This window comes from Veillonella parvula, assembly GCF_945949885.1.
Taxonomy (GTDB): Bacteria; Bacillota; Negativicutes; order Veillonellales; family Veillonellaceae; genus Veillonella; species Veillonella parvula_B.
In genome coordinates this window covers 1-20671 of the sequence record NZ_CAMFFZ010000028.1, presented here as the reverse complement: position 1 = coordinate 20671, position 20671 = coordinate 1, and the positions used below count along the sequence as shown (strand labels likewise).

Here is a 20671-nt window from a genome sequence, read left to right as displayed (position 1 = left end):
ATTATTTTCTATAACCAAGTTCAGATAACATACCAGATTTATTTCGCCAATCTTTTTTTACCTTAACCCAAAGATCTAAGTAAACCTTTGTAGCTAATAGTTTTTGAATATCTGCACGCGCTTCAGCACCAAGTTGTTTTAACAAAGCACCTTTTTTACCAATAATAATACCCTTTTGAGAGTCTCTTTCACAGTAGATTGTAGCGCGGATATAGGTAGTACCATCATCACGTGTTTTCATTTCAGCTACGTCTACGGCGATAGCATGAGGTATTTCATCTCGTGTAGCTAACAAGATTTTTTCACGAACGATATCGGATATAATAAGACGTTCCGGTTGATCCGTAATCATATCCTCTGGGAAATATTGTGGACCTTCCGGCAATGTTTCTTCTAGAACCTTAAGAATTTCAGATAAGTTCTCTTTATCTTTTGCAGAAATTGGAATAACACCTGCAAATGGATATGCATCTTGATAAGAAACGATTGCTTCTAAAAGCTCTTCTTTTTTGAGTGTATCAATTTTGTTCACTACCAAAAAAACGGGAACTTTTACACGTTTCAACTGTTCAATAATGAAGTTATCCCCAGGTCCACGTTTTTCATTGCCTGCTACGACAAATAAAACAGCTTCCGTTTCTTTTAAAGACTCAATAGCAGCATCTACCATGAATTCGCCTAGCTTATGTTTTGGCTTATGAACACCTGGTGTATCCATAAATACGATTTGTTTAGATTCATCCGTATATACGCAGATGATACGGTTACGAGTAGTTTGAGCCTTATCAGATACGATAGCAATCTTATCACCAATAAGAGCGTTAATTAAGGTAGATTTACCAACATTTGGGCGACCTACAACAGCTACAAAGCCTGATTTAAAATGTTCCTTGTTATTCATTATATGGTGCATCCTCCCGCACATAACCGAGATTACCTAGGATAAATTCTTCCTCTGTGCGCATCTCTTTTTTATCTTCGTCGTTCATATGGTCATAGCCTAAGATATGTAAACAGCTGTGAGTCGTCAAGTATGCTAATTCTCGCTCAAAACTATGTCCATATTCAATAGCCTGTTCACGAGTGCGCTCTAAGGATATAATCATATCTCCGAGTAGATGATGTTCCTCTTTACTACCTTCGTAATCATCCCCCTCATTAAGGGCAAAGGACAATACATCGGTAGGTCTATCGATACCGCGATATTCCTTATTAAGTTTGTGAATCTTAGCATTATCACAGAGTAAAATACTCATTTCATCTTCTTCAAGACCATATACGCGACTCACTTCATCACAGACCTTGCGTATAACAGCCTCAATATTCGAATCCTCTTGAATTCCTTCATCATAGCTAATGTTTATATACATGCTTATCCTTTCGCTACACACTCTTTAGATGCTGCGTTAGTTTCCGCAGTCTCACCAGCTAATTTACGTTCATGATACTGATCGTAAGCTTTTACAATACGGCCTACTAAATCGTGACGAACAACGTCTTGATCGCTAAAGTAAACCATATTAATACCAGGTACATGCCGCAATACTTTTTCAGCCTCTCCGAGACCAGATACGACACGTGGAGGCAAGTCGATTTGTGTCTTATCACCATTGACTACCATTTTAGAGTTGTTACCCAAACGGGTTAAGAACATCTTCATCTGTTCAGCCGTCGTATTTTGAGCCTCATCTAGAATGACAAAGGCATTTTCCAATGTACGTCCACGCATATATGCCAAAGGTGCGACCTCAATTGTTCCGCGCTCCATAAAGCGTTGTACTTGCTCGATACCAAACATTTCGTGTAATGCATCATAGAGGGGTCTCAAATACGGGTCTACCTTGTCTTGTAATTCACCCGGTAAGAAACCTAATCGTTCACCAGCCTCTACAGCAGGTCGAGTCAAAATGATTTTATCCACATTACGGTTTTTCAAATAGAATGCAGCTAAAGCTACCGCCAAGAACGTTTTCCCTGTACCAGCAGGACCAATACCAAAAGTAATGGTATTTTTACGAATGCTGTCTACATAGTATTTTTGACCTTCCGTTTTAGGCGTAATATTTTTGCCACGCATATTAACAGATAAGGTATCTTCAAACATAGTATGTACAGCATCAGCCTTACCATTAGCGACAAGTTTAGCTGCAATACGCACCTGAGACTCAGTAATCGTACTGCCTTCACGATAGAGAAATACTAATTCTTCTAGAGTACGATAGAGGGCATTGACTTGATCCTCATCACCCTTGATAACTACCGTATCACCTCGAGCTACTACATCGGCGGAGATGACTTCTAGCATCATATGTAAATATCGATTATGTTGACCTAGTATGGATTGTGCTAGGTCATATGTAGGAAATGTAAATATTTGTTCGCTCATACAACCTCCTAATCTATAAATTTACGAACTGCTTTACCATTTAGGTAATCACATAGATCACCTTGATGTGCATCCAGTTCGTCTAGCTTATCATCAATTAAATCTTGTACGCGCCACCAACCCATGGACCAATTTGTAAAAAGCGTATTATCTTCAGGCGCTCTACCTACAAGGCGCTGCAATACAATGTCAGGGTGTAAATGACGTACAAAATTAACAACCCGGTCAGCATATTCTTCAGCACTGATTAAGGTAAACTGACCTTCTTGATACCACTTGGCCATCAATGTATTTTTAACGATATATAACGCATGTAATTTAACTTGATCTACACCAAGGGCTGACAAAATGCGAGCCCCTTCAATAGTATCCTTCATGGTATCCCATGGTAAATTAACTATCATATGAGTTGTTATGTTAAATCCATAGCGCTTAATTCGTAATACGGCATCAATAAACTGGGCTAAATCATGACCGCGATTAATTTTCTCTAATGTCTCATAGTTAACCGTTTGAAGACCTAACTCAATATAGATATCCTTTTGAAAGCGCTCTCTAATATCTGCCAATATTTCTAAGTATTCATCGGCGATACAATCGGGTCTTGTTGCAATAGCAATGCCCACGGCTTCGTCAATGCAGCCTTGCTCCATATAGCTTTTAAAATCATCGAGGCTCAAATAGGTATTACTAAAGTTTTGATAGTAAGGAATAAATTTTTTAGCCTTATACTTAGGGCCTATGTGAGCAATGTTTTCCTCTAATTGCATGCGTACCGTCATCCACGCAGGACGGTTTTCGTAGCCCGCCCCAATTTCACCACAAAAGGTACAGCCTCCCACACCAGCTGAACCGTCTCGGTTAGGACAAGTCAATGGTAATGCTACAGGCAATTTATAAACCTTTTCCCCATAGGTTTCTTTATAATATTTAGATACCATGCGGTATCGTTTTGGTCTCGTTGTATCGGTCATAACACTCCTATTAAACTAACCAATCATCGCTTATTAGTCTACAATTCTTAACTATATATGCCTTAACATTATATAACTAATTGTAACTAACAAGCCTCTACTTCAGGACGTATAAAGGGTTTAACCTCTTTATTTACGTCGATTACAACTGTAAAAGGTACATTTGGTACATTCTCTATACCTAACACTTTAGCCGTGTCCTTAGACATAGGCATTTCTACATATTGTTGACGAATTTTGCGCCACTCTTTAAATGTATAATTAGGAATATACTGAGATGCAATTTTTTCATTGCGCCAGAATGCTTCCCCTTCTTGTAAAAGTCCTTTTGTCTGCTTCGGTAAACCAACGGCTTCACTGCGAACCTTACCGCGATAACTAACGAGTGTATCATATTGTAATAATTCGGCAGCCACTGTATCGCCTTTAGCTAAGAAGAAATTGTACAAAAACTCAATTTGATCTATATCTTTTAAATTAATCTTATGATTACCCGCATCGAGCCAAGCCTGTGTCATATCACAAAAATAGGAAAAGGCATCTTTTTTTATCTCCACTTTAGATGGATCGTACTTTTTCATAGGTGGTACATGATTAGTAGTTAATCTATCCTCACCAGTTATAGATGTATCAGTATGTTCCTTTATGAGCTTACTACCAATATAACCAAAGACTGTTCTAAAACGCTCACTATTATAGAAGCGTTCAAAGACATCTTCAAAATGTTTTAAGAAGCGTATGTCTCTATAAGGGAGCACGTGAGTGCTTAGTACTTCATATGGCGCTAAAGGATCACTAATATATTGATACTCTTCCATACGGCGTACGCCAGAACCTTTTAACAGTTTTAAAAATCCAATTTGTAACGCATGAGGTTGTAAGCTAAAAAGATCATTAAAAGATAAACCAAATCGCTGTTTAGTCTCGTAAGGCAAGCCTACGATTAAATCCATGTGTACATGAGTTCGACCTGCTTCAATAATAGGACGAATAGCCTTTTGAATGTACGGCCAGTCATTGTATCGATTAATAGCATCTAAGGTTTTCTTATGCGTACTTTGAACGCCTACCTCGATTTGAATACGACCTGGAGGTGTTTCACAGAGAATTTTTGTTTCCCATTCCGTCATTAGCTCTGGTTCCATTTCTAGATGGAAATTCGTCTCTGTATCAGCATCGCGCATAAATTCCATCAATGGACGATGATGCTTCGGTGCACAGTTGAAGGTTCTATCAACAAACTTAACTTGTTTTACCTTATGATCGATAAACCACTGTAGTTCTTTGAGGGTTCTATTTTGCGGAAAAAAACGAACTGTATTTTTATTCCCAGATAAGCAGTACTGACAAGAGAATGGACACCCCCGAGAGGATTCATAGTAGATGATTTTATGTTCTAAATCGACCATATCCTCTTCTACGTAAGGGAATGGTATGGTACTAAGATCTTTTACCTCCACCGTATCAGTAGAGCCCAAGAGTTGGCCAGAAATATGGCGACCACGTACTCCAGGAATCTCGTCTTCTAGGCCATCCTTGCCATCTATTAGTGCACTAATAAGTTGATAAAAGGCTTCTTCTCCTTCACCTTGTACAACATAGTCAACAGCAGTACAACGATTTAAAATTTCATCTGCTGTAAAAGATACCTCTGGACCACCTAAAATGATTTTAATATCTGGTCGAACAGCTTTCACCATGTCCACAACATGTAAAGTCATCTCGATATTCCAGATATAGCAAGCAAAGCCCAATACATCAATATTGCGCTCTGTAATATCGCTAAGAATATGTAAAACAGGCATATTAATAGTATATTCTACTATATCGTATGCCTGTCCGTGAGCCTGCCCATAAGCTTTGAGATAACGCAAAGCCAGAGAAGAATGTATAAATTTTGAATTTAATGTGGATAAAACTACGTTCATAGGTCCCCTTTAAATCATCGAATGGCTCAGCCACCGTCTAGTCATAATATATGTATTATACCATTAAAAGAGACTAAATATAATAGAAATAATGGCACCCACTAAAATAACAACAGATGCGACAGTGAGAATGATACTGCCAAAGAATACAACGGCAGCCAAAATAATCGCTAAAACAATGAACAATATAATTCGACTAAGCCAGCTTGTACTACTAAAGCTATACACCTTAACTTTCGGTTCGTATTGATTATGTTCATTGTAATATTGTTGCTCTTCATTTATATTGGTTGGCGTTGAATCTACATGAACGGAATCGCCTACTTCTTCAATAGTTACACCATCAAATTCTCGTCGCTCATCATCGGATAATACACGTGTATTAGGTGCAGCAGAATAAGTATTGTTACTATAAGTATCACCTGATTGACCATTTCTATATGTATTTTGATTATTGTTTATATTATGTTGATCATTCATATGTATTTCCTTTATATGACCAAATACTAATTGATTTTATACAATTTATTATATCATATTTTAGTATCATAATGGCAAATAGAAATCCCTTCAGATATAAACTCATATATCTGAAGGGATTCTTTTTTTATATTGCTTAATGCTAATATAGGCTAACACTCATATTAGTCATTTAAGAATTTTTTAAGTAATTCATTTACCATACCAGGGTTAGCACGGCCTTTAGATTCTTTCATAACTTGACCAACTAAGAAGCCAATAGCTTTGCCGTTACCGCTTTTGAAGTCTGCTACTGGTTGTGGGTTGTTAGCAATAACTTGCTTAACAATCTCTTCAATAGCACCAGTATCTGTAATTTGAACTAGACCTTCTTCTTTCACGATAGTATCAGCATCCTTGCCGGATTCCCACATAGATACAATAACTTTTTTCGCAATTTTACCGGAAATTGTACCTTTGTCGATTAGTGCAATCATACCAGCTAAGTTTTCAGAGCTTACCTTAGATTCAGCAAATGTTAAACCACTTTCATTGATCATCTTAGACAAGTCACCAAGCATCCAGTTAGCAACAGTCTTAGCATCTGCACCTGCTTTAACAGTATCATCTAAGAAGTCTGCAGTTTTACGAGATACAGTAAGGATTGTTGCATCTTCACGAGACAAGCCATATTCAGATACAAAGCGTTCGATCTTAGCATCTTGCAATTCAGGTAATGCACGACGTACTTCTTCGATTTTTTCGTCAGTAATTACAATTGGTACCAAATCTGGTTCAGGGAAGTAACGGTAGTCGTTTTCTTCGTCTTTCTTACGCATACCAATAGTAATGCCTTGAGCATCATCCCAAGTACGTGTTTCTTGATCTACTTTACCGCCAGCTTCAATTAACTTAGCTTGACGCAATGCTTCATATTCAACAACCTTTTGAATAGCTGTTAAAGAGTTTACGTTCTTAGTTTCTGTACGTGTACCAAACTCTTTAGTACCACGCAAACGTACGGATACGTTACAGTCACCACGCAAAGAACCTTCTTCCATACGACCGTCAGATACTTCTAAATATTGCAAAATAGAACGTAATTTTTCAACGTATGCTCTCGCTTCTGCGCCGGAACGAATATCTGGTTCAGATACGATTTCAAGAAGAGGTACACCCGTACGGTTATAGTCAACATTAGAAGATTTAGAGTCGGAAATAGTGTTACCACTATGAACGAGTTTGCCTGCATCTTCTTCCATATGAATACGCGTAATGCCGATGCGTTTAGTTTCACCATTCACTTCGATGTCTAAGTGACCATTCAAACAAATCGGTAAATCATATTGAGATGTTTGATAGTTTTTAGGCAAATCAGGATAATAGTAGTTTTTGCGGTCAAACTTGTTAAAGTTAAGGATTTCACAATTCAATGCTAAGCCTACTTTAATAGCAAATTCTACTACTTGTTTATTTAACACAGGCATTGCACCAGGCAAGCCAAGGCACACTGGGCATACATGTGTATTTTGATCACCGCCGAATTCAGTGGTACAACCACAGAAGATTTTAGACTTAGTCTTAAGCTCTGTATGAACCTCTAAACCAACGACCGTTTCGTATTTACTACTCATAGAGAAACCTCCCCAGTTGGCGCTACTAATTGACAGTCTGGACGTGCTTGTTCAAATGTAAAAGCGGCACGTAACAATGTTTCTTCACCCATTGCAGGCCCCAACAATTGTAAACCGATTGGTAAATTGCTGCTGCTCATCCCCGCTGGAATACTGATACCTGGAATACCTGCAAGATTAGCTGGTACTGTACAGATATCTTCTAAGTACATTGCCAATGGGTCGTTTGCTTTTTCGCCAAATTTATAAGATGTGTTAGGAGCAGTTGGTGTCAAAATCAAGTCTACTTTGGAGAATGCTTCATCAAATTCGTTTTTAATGAGGCGACGTACTTTCAATGCTTTCAAATAGTACGCATCGTAGTAACCAGCACTCAATACATATGTACCTAACAAGATACGACGTTGTACTTCAGGGCCAAAACCTTCTGTACGAGTTTTAGTAGACATTTCTACTAAGTTATCTGCTGCCACGCGCATACCATAGCTTACACCATCATAACGAGCCAAGTTGGAGCTTGCCTCTGCTAATGCGATGATATAATACGCAGATAATGCATATTTAGAATTAGGCAAGGAAATCTCAACGATTTCAGCACCTAATTTTTTGTATGTTTCGATAGCCTCTTCTATAGCTTTACGAACTTCACTATTGAGACCTTCGCCAAAGAATTCTTTTGGCACACCGATTTTAAGATTTTGTACATCATTTACAAGAGCTGTAGTGTAATCTACACGAGCACCTGGAATCGAAGTGGAATCTTTTGCATCATAACCAGAAATAGCATTCAATACCAATGCAGCATCTGTTACATCACGTGTAATAGGGCCGATTTGGTCCAAAGAAGATGCAAAGGCAATAAGACCATAACGGGATACATTACCATAGGTTGGTTTCAAGCCTACTACGCCACAGAAAGACGCTGGTTGACGGATGGAACCACCTGTATCAGAGCCAAGCGCCCAAATAGCAGAACCACTAGAAACAGCGGCCGCACTACCACCAGAGGAACCACCCGGTACACAGTCGGTATTCCAAGGATTAGCCGTTTTTGCTAATGCAGAATTTTCTGTAGAACCGCCCATAGCAAATTCATCCATATTAAGTTTACCAAGGCTAATATAGTGATTGTCCTGTAAACGTTCGATAACAGACGCATTGTAAGGAGGTACAAAGTTCTCTAACATTTTAGACGCACAAGTTGTAGCTTCGTCTTTGATACAAATATTATCTTTAATCGCTCCAGGAATACCAGCTAATAGAGAAATGGCTTCACCTTTAGCAATCGCTTCGTCTACAGCCTTAGCGGTAGCTAACGCACGGTCATGAGAATCGGATAGGTACGCATGTACAGTTGGTTCCACTTTAGCTTTATGAGCAATAACAGCATTCGTCAATTCAACGGCGCTGATTTCTTTATTCACAAGTTTCTTGTGTAATTCATGAATTGTCGGCACAGTGAAACCTCCTATTCTTGTACAACACGAGGTACTTTAAAGTACCCATCTTCTGCTTCTGGAGCATTGGATAAAGCTAAATCATGATCGAGGGATGGTTTAGTTTCATCCTCTCTGAATACATTTTGTAATGGTACAGCATGAGCCATTGGCTCAACACCATCAAGTTCTAATGCGTCTAGTTCAGCAACATAGGTCAAGATGTCGGACAACTCTTTTTCTACATGTGCCATATGTTCTTCCTTAACTTCCAATCGTGAAAGCAAGGCAATATTTTTAATTTCCTCTTGGCTGATTTTCATCGGAACACATCCTTTCATAATTATTTATTATAAAGCAAATAGTATATATTTTCAAAACATTGTAAGACTATATATTTATTGGATTTCACCGAGTTCTTTTAATAGTTCTACGAACTCTTCTTCGTTCATAACACGAATGCCCAATTCATTTGCTTTAGTAAGCTTACTACCGCTATCTTCTCCAGCTACAACGAGTGTTGTCTTCTTTGAAACAGAACCAGTAACCTTGGCTCCATGAGCTTCAAGGATTTTACCGGCTTCACTGCGCCCCATAACCTCAAGCTTACCTGTGAGAACGACGATTTCGCCTTCCATTTGATTGCCTGCAGCTTCTACTACATCTACGGTCATCTTAAGACCTGCTTGAGTTAAGCCTTCAATAATTTCCTTATGTGCTGGATCTTGACGATATTCAACAATGCTATCTGCCATTGTGGGCCCGATTTCTTCAACTGCTACTAATTCATCCTTAGTAATAGTCATGAACCGATCTATAGATTGCACCACATTAGCAATTGTAGTTGCAGCCTTTGAGCCGATTAAACGAATCCCCAGTCCATATAATACACGGTCTAAACCACGTGATTTAGAGTCATCAATAGCTTTCACCAAATTTTCTGCAGATTTTTTACCCATACGATCCATCGTAACAAGTTGGTCTACAGTTAAATGATATAAATCAACAACATTTGTAATTAACTTGTTGTTGATCAAATTTTCTACGATACTAGGACCAAGGCCATCGATATTCATAGCGTCACGAGAGGCAAAGTGGATAATTTGTTCCTTTTCAATAGCTGGACAATGTTTATTCGTACATCGAACTGCCGCTTCTCCTTCACGACGAACTGCAGGTGACTCACATACAGGACATATATTAGGAATTGTAAAAGGAACCTCGGCGCCATTTCGCTTTTCAGGAACAACACGGATAACTTCTGGAATGATTTCCGCCGCCTTGTGAATGATAACGTGGTCACCAATACGGATGTCTTTTTCATTGATGAAATCTTGGTTGTGTAATGTGACACGGCTTACGTTTGTGCCAGATACAAATACGGATTCAAGCTCACCAGTAGGTGTTAGAACACCTGTACGGCCTACATTAATTATAATATCTTTTAGGATTGTTTCCACTTCTTCCGGTGGATACTTGTACGCAGTGGCCCATTTAGGATCCTTTGCAGTGCTACCAAGAACCTCTTGATCATCAAAGCTATTTACCTTAATAACCATGCCATCTGTATCATAGGGCAATTCATGGCGCTTTTCATCCCAATAATTGATGGTTTCAATAACTTCATCAATAGTTTGGCATACACGATAGTGAGGATTAACAGGAAATTTAAAACCTTCCAAGCTCTTAAGCAATCCCTCTTGACTATGAATACTAGCCCCTTCTTCAGAGCCAATAGCATAAGCAAAAAATGCTAAATTTCGACTTGCTGTAATAGCGGGGTCTTGTTGCCGTAAGGATCCTGCTGCAGCATTGCGAGGATTTACAAAGGTCGGAAGACCTTCTTCATCACGTTCTTCGTTGATACGTTTAAATTCGCTATGAGGCATATAGGCTTCACCACGAACTTCGATAAACTCTGGCGCATTATCTAAAAATAATGGAATGGATTTAATGGTACGTACATTAGCTGTTACGTCTTCACCAACGCGACCATCACCACGCGTAACGGCACGAACAAACATACCATTTTCATAATGTAAATTAACCGCTAAGCCATCGATTTTAAGTTCTACAACATACGCAGATGGCTTATGACCAAGTTCCTTTTCTACACGATTTCCAAAAGCTCGTACTTCATCAGCATTGAATACATTGGAAAGACTCAACATAGGACGACCGTGAACGACCTTTTCAAAGGAGCCTTCTACCTTCATACCGACCCGTTGTGTTGGAGAAGATAGCACAATATATTCAGGATAAGCTGTTTCTAAATCCATAAGCTCACGATATTTTTTATCATATTCAAAGTCGCTCATAGTAGGAGCATCTTTTACGTAGTATAAATACTGCGCATGAGTAAGCTCCTGTTGCAATTCTTTAATTCTATCTTTCGGATTCATTTTATATCCTTTTATACACAAATATATTTAGTTATAGGATTGTATGTGTTTTGTATTATAAACGTAATTAGACGAATCATCCCTTTTTAACAGGCGCAAATTTTGCCATTACGACACGTACACCTTGTGTAGGGAACTCGATAGTCAATTTCATACCCGCTCCTTCACCAGTTACGTTGATTACTTTACCATTACCCCATTTACTATGAATAGCCGTATCGCCCACTTTCCAGTCGGCAATTACTTCATTACGAATAATTGGCTTCGTCACGGGGCGGCTAGTAACACTCATATGTTGAGGTACATGACGTTTAATATCGTCAGGCACTTTACGCTTAGCACGTAAGCCATCTACTAATTCTTCGGGAATTTCATCGATAAATCGAGATGGTAAATAACTACTAGTACGGCCAAATACGGTTCTAGTAGTGGCATTAGAAATATATAATTCCTTTTCAGCACGCGTAATACCTACATAAGCAAGACGACGTTCCTCTTCAATTTCTTCAGGGTTCATCAAGGTACGACTATGAGGGAATAAACCTTCTTCCAAACCACATAAGAATACGATAGGAAATTCCAAACCCTTTGCAGCATGTAATGTCATCAATGTCACTTTAGCCTCTTCTTGTTCGAAGGAGTCTACATCGTTAACAAGTGCTACTTGCTCTAAAAAGTCCTCTACAGTACCAGCTGGATTTGTATCTTGGAAGTCTTTTGCCACAGATAAAAGCTCACCAATATTCTCAGCACGAGCTTGATCTTGTGGGTCTGTACTCTCTTCTAATTGTGCCAAATAACCTGTTCTATCTAGAATAGACTCTAAGATATCGAGTACAGTTTTATCTTCCATTTCAGAAACAAGAGTAAAGATGAGAATACCGAATTCTTCTAACTTTTCTTTAGTTTTTCCCTTGATAGAATCAATTAAGTGTAACTGCGTAAGCGTCATAAACAAAGACGTTCCTTTTTCACGAGCATAGTCTTGTAGTTTAGCAACTGTAGTGGCCCCAATACTCCGTTTTGGCACATTAATGATGCGCAATAAGCTCAAATCATCAAAGGGATTGTATAATACGCGTAAATAAGCTAAAACGTCTTTGATTTCTTTACGATCATAGAACTTTGTGCCCCCTACCATCGTATAAGGTAAGGCCCGCTTAATGAGTGCTTCCTCAAGAACACGAGACTGGGCATTTGTACGATATAAAATGGCCATATCCCCGTATGGAACATCGTGAATATCATGTTTTTTAGCGATTGTGTCACCGATAAAAGCTGCTTCCTCATGTTCGGATTGAGCCGTAAAATGCTGAATTTTTGCGCCTTCTATTTTATCGGTCCAAAGATTTTTCTCTGGGCGGCCTTCATTATTATCGATAACAGCATTGGCTGCATCGAGAATAATCTTAGTAGAACGATAGTTTTGCTCTAATTTAATAGATGTACAATTAGGATAGTCCTTTTCAAAATCTAAGATATTTTGAATATCAGCGCCACGCCAAGCGTAAATACTTTGATCAGCATCACCCACGACGGCGATATTCTTCCAATGTGAAGCTAATAATTTCGCCAATAAATATTGTGCATGGTTTGTATCTTGATACTCGTCAATCATGACATAACGGAAACGATGACTATATTTATCAAGAACAGCCGCATTAGACTGTAATAATCTAACGGCTACTAATAATAGATCATCAAAATCTAATGCATTATTCTTGCGCAACTCCCGCTCATAATACTCATAAACATCAGCTACCTTTTGTTGGTAAAAGTCTCGTGCTTGTTTTCTAAAATCAGAAGCAAAAAGTAATTTATTCTTAGCATCTGATATGGCAGCAATCATAGCCCCTACAGGATAGTATTTATCATCCAAATTTAACGCTTTTAATGCGGATTTAATAACAGCTTGAGAGTCGGATGTGTCATAGATAGTAAAATTGCTGTTATAACCTAAAAAATTATCTATTTCAAAACGTAAAAACTTAGCACAAAAGCTGTGGAATGTACTGAGCCAAATGCGATTTGCTACATCGCCTACAAGACTTTCTACACGGCTTTTCATTTCTTTCGCCGCTTTATTGGTGAAAGTAATGGCCAAGATTTCATAAGGATTAACACCTTGTGCCAATAAATGTGCAATACGAACTGTTAAGACCTTTGTTTTACCAGATCCAGCACCAGCTAAAATCAATAAAGGGCCTTCCGTATGCTGGACTGCTTGTTGTTGTTCTTTATTTAAACCTGTTAATAATGAATTCATCGGAACACCCCTATCACCCTTATATACAAATATTAGTTCCAAGTATACGCAAAAAATCTTTAAAAATTATTACTTATGCGGAAATATTAAGTTACTATAATTAACAAACATATTACTCATAGCAATGGTCACTTATACAAAATATTTGAAACGCTATAAATAGAGAAGAAGAACGTTGCGAGCAACGTTCTTTTTCGTTTGTATACTATTTCATAGCACCAAGAATTGGCGGTACAATTTGTTTTTTACGAGACATAGTGTTAGGCAAGAATACACCATTGTCCTTTACTTCTTTTTCAAATGCTTTAGTAACTACAGCTTCTACATCACCACTAAACAACAATGTTGTACTTTCATCAAGAATATTTGTAATCATAATGTAAGAAGCATCGTAGTTATTAGCACTGCGAAGAGCTTCTAAAGCTTGTACTAGCTCGCCTTGTTTAGCCAATACATCAGTTGTATCCATAACGGAAATTTGACCGATAGAAATAGTCTTACCTGCTTCGGAGAACTCTTTCATATCTGTACGAACGATATCATCATTAGTCAAATCAGAAATATCCGCACCGGCTTTTAACATATCAAGACCGTAAGACTCAATATCTACACCAGCAATTTCGGCTAATTTATGAGCCATTGCTTTATCTGTTTCTGTGCACGTTGGAGAACGAAATAATACAGTATCAGAAATGATGGCAGATAACATCAACCCTGCAACGCCTTTAGGAATTTCTTGATTATTCTCCATGTACAACTTAGTAATGATTGTATTAGAGCAACCTACAGGTTCTAAACGCATGAATATAGGTCCATCAGTTTCGAAGTCACCAATACGGTGATGATCGACAACACCGCATATATTCATGGATTTATAGCCATCAATTATTTGTTTGGATTCGTTATGGTCTGTTAAATACAAATTACCGCCTTCTGGAGCAAACTCTTCCCAATTTTTAACAACTTGAGGGTGAGCAAAGCCAAAATGGTTCAAAATATATGTTGTTTCTTTGTTAGCTTCACCTGCACAGACTGGAGTTGCTGGTGTCCCCATTTGTGTTAGTAAGTTAGCAAAGGAAATAGCGGAACAAATTGAATCAGTATCAGGGCTTTTATGACCTGCTACATATGTTTTTACATCACTCATAATATACCTCTTTTATATTAATTTCATACTTAATATCGACTTATGTCAATCCGATTTTTAACTATATCATTATATCATAAATCATACAAAAAAACACGCCACTACTAAGTAGTGACGTGTTTTTAACTCTATAAAATTATCTAATATAAATGATTAGTCGTGATTCTTTTTGCGGTTCGTAAACAAACCAGGTCCAATTGTTTCAATGATGATAAACAACATCGGAATGATAAAGATACCGAACAATGTAGCTGTTGTCATCCCTGCTACTACAGTAATACCCATAGAAATACGTGCACCGGAACCGGCACCAGTAGATACTGCCAATGGTAATACACCGAGGATAAACGCGAAGGATGTCATCAAAATTGGACGCAAACGAATTTTTGCAGCTTCAATAGCAGCATCAACAACGCTCATACCACGCTCGTCAACGCGAATCTTAGCATACTCGATAATCAAAATCGCATTTTTCGCAGCCAAGCCAACCAAGGTTAAGAGACCAATCTGCATATAAATATCATTAGCCAAACTATATTTACCGGTAAAGTTCAACAGGAACGGTATCAATGATGCACCGATCATACCGGATGGTACGGAGAATAATACGGCGAACGGTACCTTCCAAGATTCATACAGAGCGGCCAAAATCAAGAATACAAAAACAAGCCCTAAACCGAGAATCATCACGGTTTGAGAACCGGCTTTCAATTCTTCGCGGGATTGACCCGCCCAGTCGTAAGTATAACCTTGTGGTAATGTTTTTTCCGCCGCCGCTTTCAATGCATCGATAGCATCACCGGAAGAATAGCCGCTCGCTTGAGAACCGCCGATCTGTACGGCCATCGCATTATCGAAACGAGAAATGCTGGAAGGCATACCGGTCTGTTCCTTTGTAATATAATTGGATACCGGAACCATCGCGCCATTGCTGTTACGAACCGCCAACATATTGAGATTATCCGCATTTTGACGGTACATATCGTCAGCCTGCACCACTACCTTGTAGTTTTTACCGTACGTAGTGAAGTCATTGACCTGGATACTGCCGTAAAAACCTTGCAATGTGGTGAAAATATCGGACAAAGCGACACCATCTTGAGCCGCTTTGTCACGATTGATATCAAATTGTAAGGATGGTGTCGATGTGTCAAATGTAGTATATACTGTTTGAATGGCCGGACTCTTTCGGGCTTCCGCCAAGAATTCATTAGCCCGTTCGGCCATAACTTGCGGACTGTCCCCCGCCTTATTAATGATATACATACTGAAACCACCGGTGTTGCCAAGCCCCGGAATGGACGGCGGGTTCAGAGCGATAACCGTCGCTTCCGGTACCCCTTTAGCGGCAAATCCGAAAGTGGCGCCGATCATGGCATTAACGGATTGATCGGCACGTGTACGCTGATCCCACTCCGTCAATGTGGCGAAGATAACACCGGCACTGCTTTTCTGACCGCCCCCCAAAAGGTCAAAACCGGCGACGGTGAAGACCTCCTGGAAATTATCGTGAATACCGTCAGAAGTTTCAAGGAAATATGCAACCTTTTCAAGGGTTTCCATAGTACGGTCCAATGTGGCCCCCGGCGGTTCGTTAACGGCAATCATATAATAACCGCTATCTTCGTCCGGCACAAACCCGGTCGGTAAAAAATGAAACACAAGACCCGTACCGCCTGCAAATATAAGCAGCGTGATAATTGTTAAGCTCAAACGGTGGCTTAAACGGGCCAGTTGAAACCCGTACCAGTTGCTGAAACGCTCCAAGCCCGCATTAAATTTATTCAATTGACGATGTACCCAATTTTCATGCTCATTCGGTACATGAGGCTTCAACATGGTCGCACAAAGCGCCGGTGTCAATACGAGAGCGATAACGGCGGAAATAACGACGGATACGGCGATAGTCAAAGCGAACTGTTTGTACAGAATCCCCGTCATACCGCCCATAAAAGCTACCGGCACGAATACGGCAACCAATACGAAAGCGATACCGATAACAGGTCCCTGCACATTTTCCATCGCCTTAATGGCCGCTTCTTTCGGAGACAGCCCGTTATATTTTAATTCGTATTCAACAGCTTCCACCACAACGATGGCATCATCGACGACAAGGCCGATCGCCAGCACCATGGCAAATAATGTCAACGTGTTAATGGAAAAATCCAATATCACGAATGCGCCGAATGTACCGAGCAACGATACAGGTACGGCAATCATAGGGATGATTGTGGAACGCCACGACTGTAAAAACACATACACTACGACTAATACGAGCAGCAACGCTTCAAAGAAGGTATGCTCGACTTCATTAATGGATGCGCTTACGAATTTCGTATTATCAACGACAACGTGGTATTCCATATCAGGAGGGAATGATTTGGATTGCTCTTCCAGAACCTTCTTTACATTGGCGATTGTTTCAAGAGCATTCGCATCATTCTGCAAGGAAATCGCAAAAGCCGCCACTTCCTTATGATTCGTCTTGGATTTAAAATTATAATCCTCCGCACCAATATGAATCCGTGCAATATCTTTCAGATGAAGTACCGTGCCTTGGGAATTTGTCAACGAAATATCGCCGAATTGTTCCGGCGTTACAAGACGCCCTTCAATCTTGATCGGATATTGGAAGGCCTGCTGTCCGTTTGTCGGGTTCTGCCCAACCGTACCTGCAGCGGCCTGCAGATTTTGAGCCTTAATTGCTGCGGTGACATCGGAAATGGTGACACCCAGCTTTTGCATCTTCGCAGGATCCAACCAGACACGCATCGCGTAATCGGAACCGAATTCCTGTACGGAACCTACGCCCTTGATGGATTTAATGGCGTCCATCAAATAATTGGTACCGTAATTCTTAAGAAATGTTGAGTTATACGTGCTGTTAGGGGAATTCAGAGAAAATACCAGCGCCATGTCACCGGACGATTTTGTGGTCGTAACCCCTACGGCCTGCACTTCGGACGGCAACTGTGAAAGTGCCGCCTGCACACGGTTTTGAGTATTAACGGTATCCATGTCGGCATCGGTTCCCTGATTGAATTGAATCGTCAAGGAATAGCTGCCGCTACTGGAACTGTTGGACGTCATATAGTCCATATCTTGTACGCCTACAATTTGTGTTTCAATAACACTGGCCACCGTATCGTTTACGACTTGTGCCGTAGCGCCGGTATAAGTGGCATTAACACGAACGGTAGGCGGAGAAATTTGCGGATATCGAGCTATCGGAAGGTTCATCATGGAAATGAGACCTACCAACGTAATAACGATGGCTACTACGATGGCAAAGATAGGTCGATTGATAAAGAATTTCGACACGATCTAGCCTCCTCTTATTTTGTCGCCTTTAACTGCTCTTTTGTAAGCATTGTCGGATTTACCTTCACGCCGTTCTTAACTTTGGTTAAACCGTCAACGATAATAGTATCCCCTGCGGATAAACCGGACTTGACGATAGTATTCCCCCCCGTAGTACCGCCGAGTTCAACAGCTTTCTGTTCGACAACTCCGTCCGCATTGACTACATAGATGAAGTTCTTATCCATAATTTGCAAAATTGCACGGGATGGAACGAGGATAGCATTCTTTAATTTTTCACCCGGTGAAACTACCGTCGCAAACATGTTGGGTAACAGCAGGTGATTAGGATTTGGGAAGGACGCTTTCAACACAAGTTTGCCGGTGGAGTTGTCAAGACTCTTCGCAGCCTGTACGATTGTCCCCATTTCACCATATACCTGACCGTCAGCCAGTTTTAACTGAAGATCGGTACCGCTTGTATCATCACCGGATCGATTCGTCATGAAATCGAGATATTCCTGCTCCGTCATGCTGAATTCAACAAAAATCGGGTCAATAGAATCGATAGTCACCAATGTGGTGGACCCGGATTGTATAAAAGTCCCCAGATCCACATCATCCATGCGTAATGTGCCCGAATACGGCGCATATACGATGGTATCCCCCAAATTATCCTGAGCGATCTTGACGGACGCTTCATACGCATCATAGGCCGCTTTAGCCTGCTCCGCTGTACTGCGCTGTGTATCTACACGTTGCTGCGCAATGGCATCTTCTTTAGCCAGGCTTTCATAGCGCTGCAAATCAACCTCGGCATTTTTCAATGTAGCATTGGCCTGCGCAGCCTGTGCCTCTGCATTGGCCAGACTGGCTTCATATTGACGGGAGTCAATCCGATATAATGGTTGTCCCGCTACAACCTGTTCTCCACCTTTTACATATTTTTCCACTACATAACCGGTTACACGGGCATGAACGGCCACAGAATTTTCAGCGATGACAGTACCGCTGAAAGTCTGGTCCACCTGTGCATCACCGGCAGTGATTTTATATGCATTGACAGCCACGTCACCGGACTGCTGTTGTTCGTTGCCGCAACCTGCAACCATAACAGCCGACATCACGAGAGCCGCCAACATACGGGAATAACGAAACTTCATTACCATACTCCTTTTTACGAAACTAATTATTTATAGCGTAGAAATTCACAGATATCTTAATATATTTTACTTTATTCTATTTTTGAAGTCAACTTATAAGGACTTTCTGAATACAGTAAACCACAGATAAAATCTAAATAAACACTCTTCCATTGCATGCAATAAAAATGGTAAAAACCATTGACATTAAATATTTAAATGTGAACACTTATAACTTTCAAGAATATAAAATCATAAATCACTAGTTTACTTTATTTGCTTTCATTTAATACCGTATAACCATTATCATTCACTAAAATTGCTTCATTATTGTTTATCGGCACTAATGATATCTTATCTTGATAAGTATCTAATGTTTTCTGAGCAGTTTCTTCAAATGGATACTCTCCTATATGCGGCAGAACATAATGATCAAATACATTTAACCCTGCATAATCATCTAATTCAGAGGCTATACTTTTATCATCCATTATGTGATTATATTCAATATTCTCAGACATAATGATTGCCCCTGCGGATTCACCGATATAGAATGCCCCTTCTTTGATTCTTTTAACAAGGACCTTTATAAGATTTTTCTTTTTTATTTCCTGCAATAAATAAAAGGTGTTCCCACCGGATATACATATACATTCCGCCTTTAAAATTTTATCCTTTAAATAGCCTTCATCAAATTTGGTAATATCAATAATTTCAACTTCATACCCTAGCAATCTCAGCATCTCAATACCTTCATCGATATATCCAGTATATGGTTCGACATTTCCGGCAGTAGGAATAAAAATTATTTTATTCGAAACCATTTTTGAAAGATACTTTTTTGTTATACTTTCTGTTCCCGCTAAATATGACATAAGTAAAATTTCCATAAACTATCACCCCTCAAATTTTTTACCACCTATTAATAATAAAATGGTTCTTACTATACAAAAAACCGCCTAAGAATCTGCCTAGGCGGTTTTTAGAACCACTTAATCGGCTGTTCTCTATCTATTATAGCCGAAAAATCACTAATTTATCTGTAAGCATCTACTCATTTCTCAAGAAATAAATGTAGGCCTTTTATTTGGTGGAGATGAGGGGAGTCGAACCCCTGTCCAGAAGTGTTGCCATATAGACTTCTCCGAGCACAGTCTATGATTGAGATCTCGGGTTGCTATCGCTCACAGACAAGCTACACAACCCCAGTTCATATTGTCTCGCCTAATTCATATGAACGACTAAATTAGACCAGCCTACTGTTTGACGTCCATTCACACTTGGTAGGCACAAGTATGAGGGACGTAGCTTATGCAGCTAATGCAAAATTTTCTTCTGCGTTTAAATGTTTTCCCACCGTTTAACGGCCTCATGGAACGCCGACTCGCTATCTATACCACACGCACCCCTGTCGAAACCTTTACATCCCCGTGCGTCGGTCTCATAATTATAAGCTTATTTATTATAACTGTCAATTGCAATAGACCTTTACGACGCTTGTAAATCACTGATTTCTACTCCAATTCAAGAGTAAAACTTTAGTAAATGATGAATTGTAAAATATATTGCGACAAATAAAAAGACTCATATTGGAGAT

The 20671-nt window shown here is 39.6% G+C and carries 15 protein-coding genes and 1 other RNA gene; all 16 read right to left on the bottom strand.

Annotated elements, in window-relative coordinates:
* Nucleotide 1 precedes the first annotated feature (1 nt).
* Complete coding sequence (gene era / locus Q7O55_RS08105; RefSeq protein ID WP_303929652.1) at nt 2-901, bottom strand: GTPase Era; 900 nt, start codon at nt 899-901, stop codon at nt 2-4.
* The gene (ybeY, locus tag Q7O55_RS08100; protein WP_295816158.1) at nt 894-1370 is read right to left on the bottom strand and encodes an rRNA maturation RNase YbeY; all 477 of its coding nucleotides are present in this window, start codon (nt 1368-1370) and stop codon (nt 894-896) included. The genes era and ybeY overlap by 8 nt, the downstream gene beginning before the upstream one ends.
* A 2-nt stretch (nt 1371-1372) precedes the next feature.
* Complete coding sequence (locus Q7O55_RS08095; protein WP_303929651.1) at nt 1373-2386, bottom strand: PhoH family protein; 1014 nt, start codon at nt 2384-2386, stop codon at nt 1373-1375.
* A gap of 8 nt (nt 2387-2394) precedes the next feature.
* On the bottom strand, nt 2395-3360 hold the full coding sequence (locus Q7O55_RS08090; protein ID WP_303929650.1) for a TIGR01212 family radical SAM protein: 966 nt from the start codon (nt 3358-3360) through the stop codon (nt 2395-2397).
* Between the two features lie 86 nt (nt 3361-3446).
* Nucleotides 3447-5288, bottom strand: a complete 1842-nt coding sequence (locus Q7O55_RS08085) for a B12-binding domain-containing radical SAM protein (RefSeq protein WP_303929649.1) — start codon at nt 5286-5288, stop codon at nt 3447-3449.
* Between the two features lie 63 nt (nt 5289-5351).
* Nucleotides 5352-5768 carry a DUF4229 domain-containing protein gene (locus Q7O55_RS08080; RefSeq protein WP_295816046.1) on the bottom strand — a complete coding sequence of 139 codons (417 nt, stop codon included), beginning with the start codon at nt 5766-5768 and terminating at the stop codon, nt 5352-5354.
* Between the two features lie 164 nt (nt 5769-5932).
* Nucleotides 5933-7381 carry an Asp-tRNA(Asn)/Glu-tRNA(Gln) amidotransferase subunit GatB gene (gene gatB, locus Q7O55_RS08075; protein ID WP_303929648.1) on the bottom strand — a complete coding sequence of 483 codons (1449 nt, stop codon included), beginning with the start codon at nt 7379-7381 and terminating at the stop codon, nt 5933-5935.
* Nucleotides 7378-8838 carry an Asp-tRNA(Asn)/Glu-tRNA(Gln) amidotransferase subunit GatA gene (gene gatA / locus Q7O55_RS08070; RefSeq protein ID WP_303929647.1) on the bottom strand — a complete coding sequence of 487 codons (1461 nt, stop codon included), beginning with the start codon at nt 8836-8838 and terminating at the stop codon, nt 7378-7380. Before gatA ends, gatB begins: the two co-directional genes overlap by 4 nt.
* A gap of 11 nt (nt 8839-8849) precedes the next feature.
* Nucleotides 8850-9140 carry an Asp-tRNA(Asn)/Glu-tRNA(Gln) amidotransferase subunit GatC gene (gene gatC, locus Q7O55_RS08065; RefSeq protein WP_302498110.1) on the bottom strand — a complete coding sequence of 97 codons (291 nt, stop codon included), beginning with the start codon at nt 9138-9140 and terminating at the stop codon, nt 8850-8852.
* Between the two features lie 75 nt (nt 9141-9215).
* Nucleotides 9216-11219 carry an NAD-dependent DNA ligase LigA gene (ligA, locus tag Q7O55_RS08060; RefSeq protein WP_303929645.1) on the bottom strand — a complete coding sequence of 668 codons (2004 nt, stop codon included), beginning with the start codon at nt 11217-11219 and terminating at the stop codon, nt 9216-9218.
* 76 nt (nt 11220-11295) lie between these two features.
* Complete coding sequence (gene pcrA / locus Q7O55_RS08055; protein WP_303929644.1) at nt 11296-13485, bottom strand: DNA helicase PcrA; 2190 nt, start codon at nt 13483-13485, stop codon at nt 11296-11298.
* A 205-nt stretch (nt 13486-13690) separates the two neighbouring features.
* Complete coding sequence (locus tag Q7O55_RS08050) at nt 13691-14632, bottom strand: manganese-dependent inorganic pyrophosphatase (RefSeq protein WP_303929642.1); 942 nt, start codon at nt 14630-14632, stop codon at nt 13691-13693.
* 153 nt (nt 14633-14785) lie between these two features.
* Nucleotides 14786-17953, bottom strand: a complete 3168-nt coding sequence (locus Q7O55_RS08045; protein WP_303929641.1) for an efflux RND transporter permease subunit — start codon at nt 17951-17953, stop codon at nt 14786-14788.
* A gap of 14 nt (nt 17954-17967) precedes the next feature.
* Nucleotides 17968-19095 (bottom strand): efflux RND transporter periplasmic adaptor subunit, encoded by a 1128-nt coding sequence (locus Q7O55_RS08040; RefSeq protein WP_303929639.1) that lies wholly within the window; start codon nt 19093-19095, stop codon nt 17968-17970.
* Between the two features lie 251 nt (nt 19096-19346).
* Complete coding sequence (locus tag Q7O55_RS08035) at nt 19347-19964, bottom strand: Type 1 glutamine amidotransferase-like domain-containing protein (RefSeq protein ID WP_303929638.1); 618 nt, start codon at nt 19962-19964, stop codon at nt 19347-19349.
* A gap of 198 nt (nt 19965-20162) precedes the next feature.
* Nucleotides 20163-20504, bottom strand: a transfer-messenger RNA (tmRNA) gene (gene ssrA / locus Q7O55_RS08030).
* Nucleotides 20505-20671 lie beyond the last annotated feature (167 nt).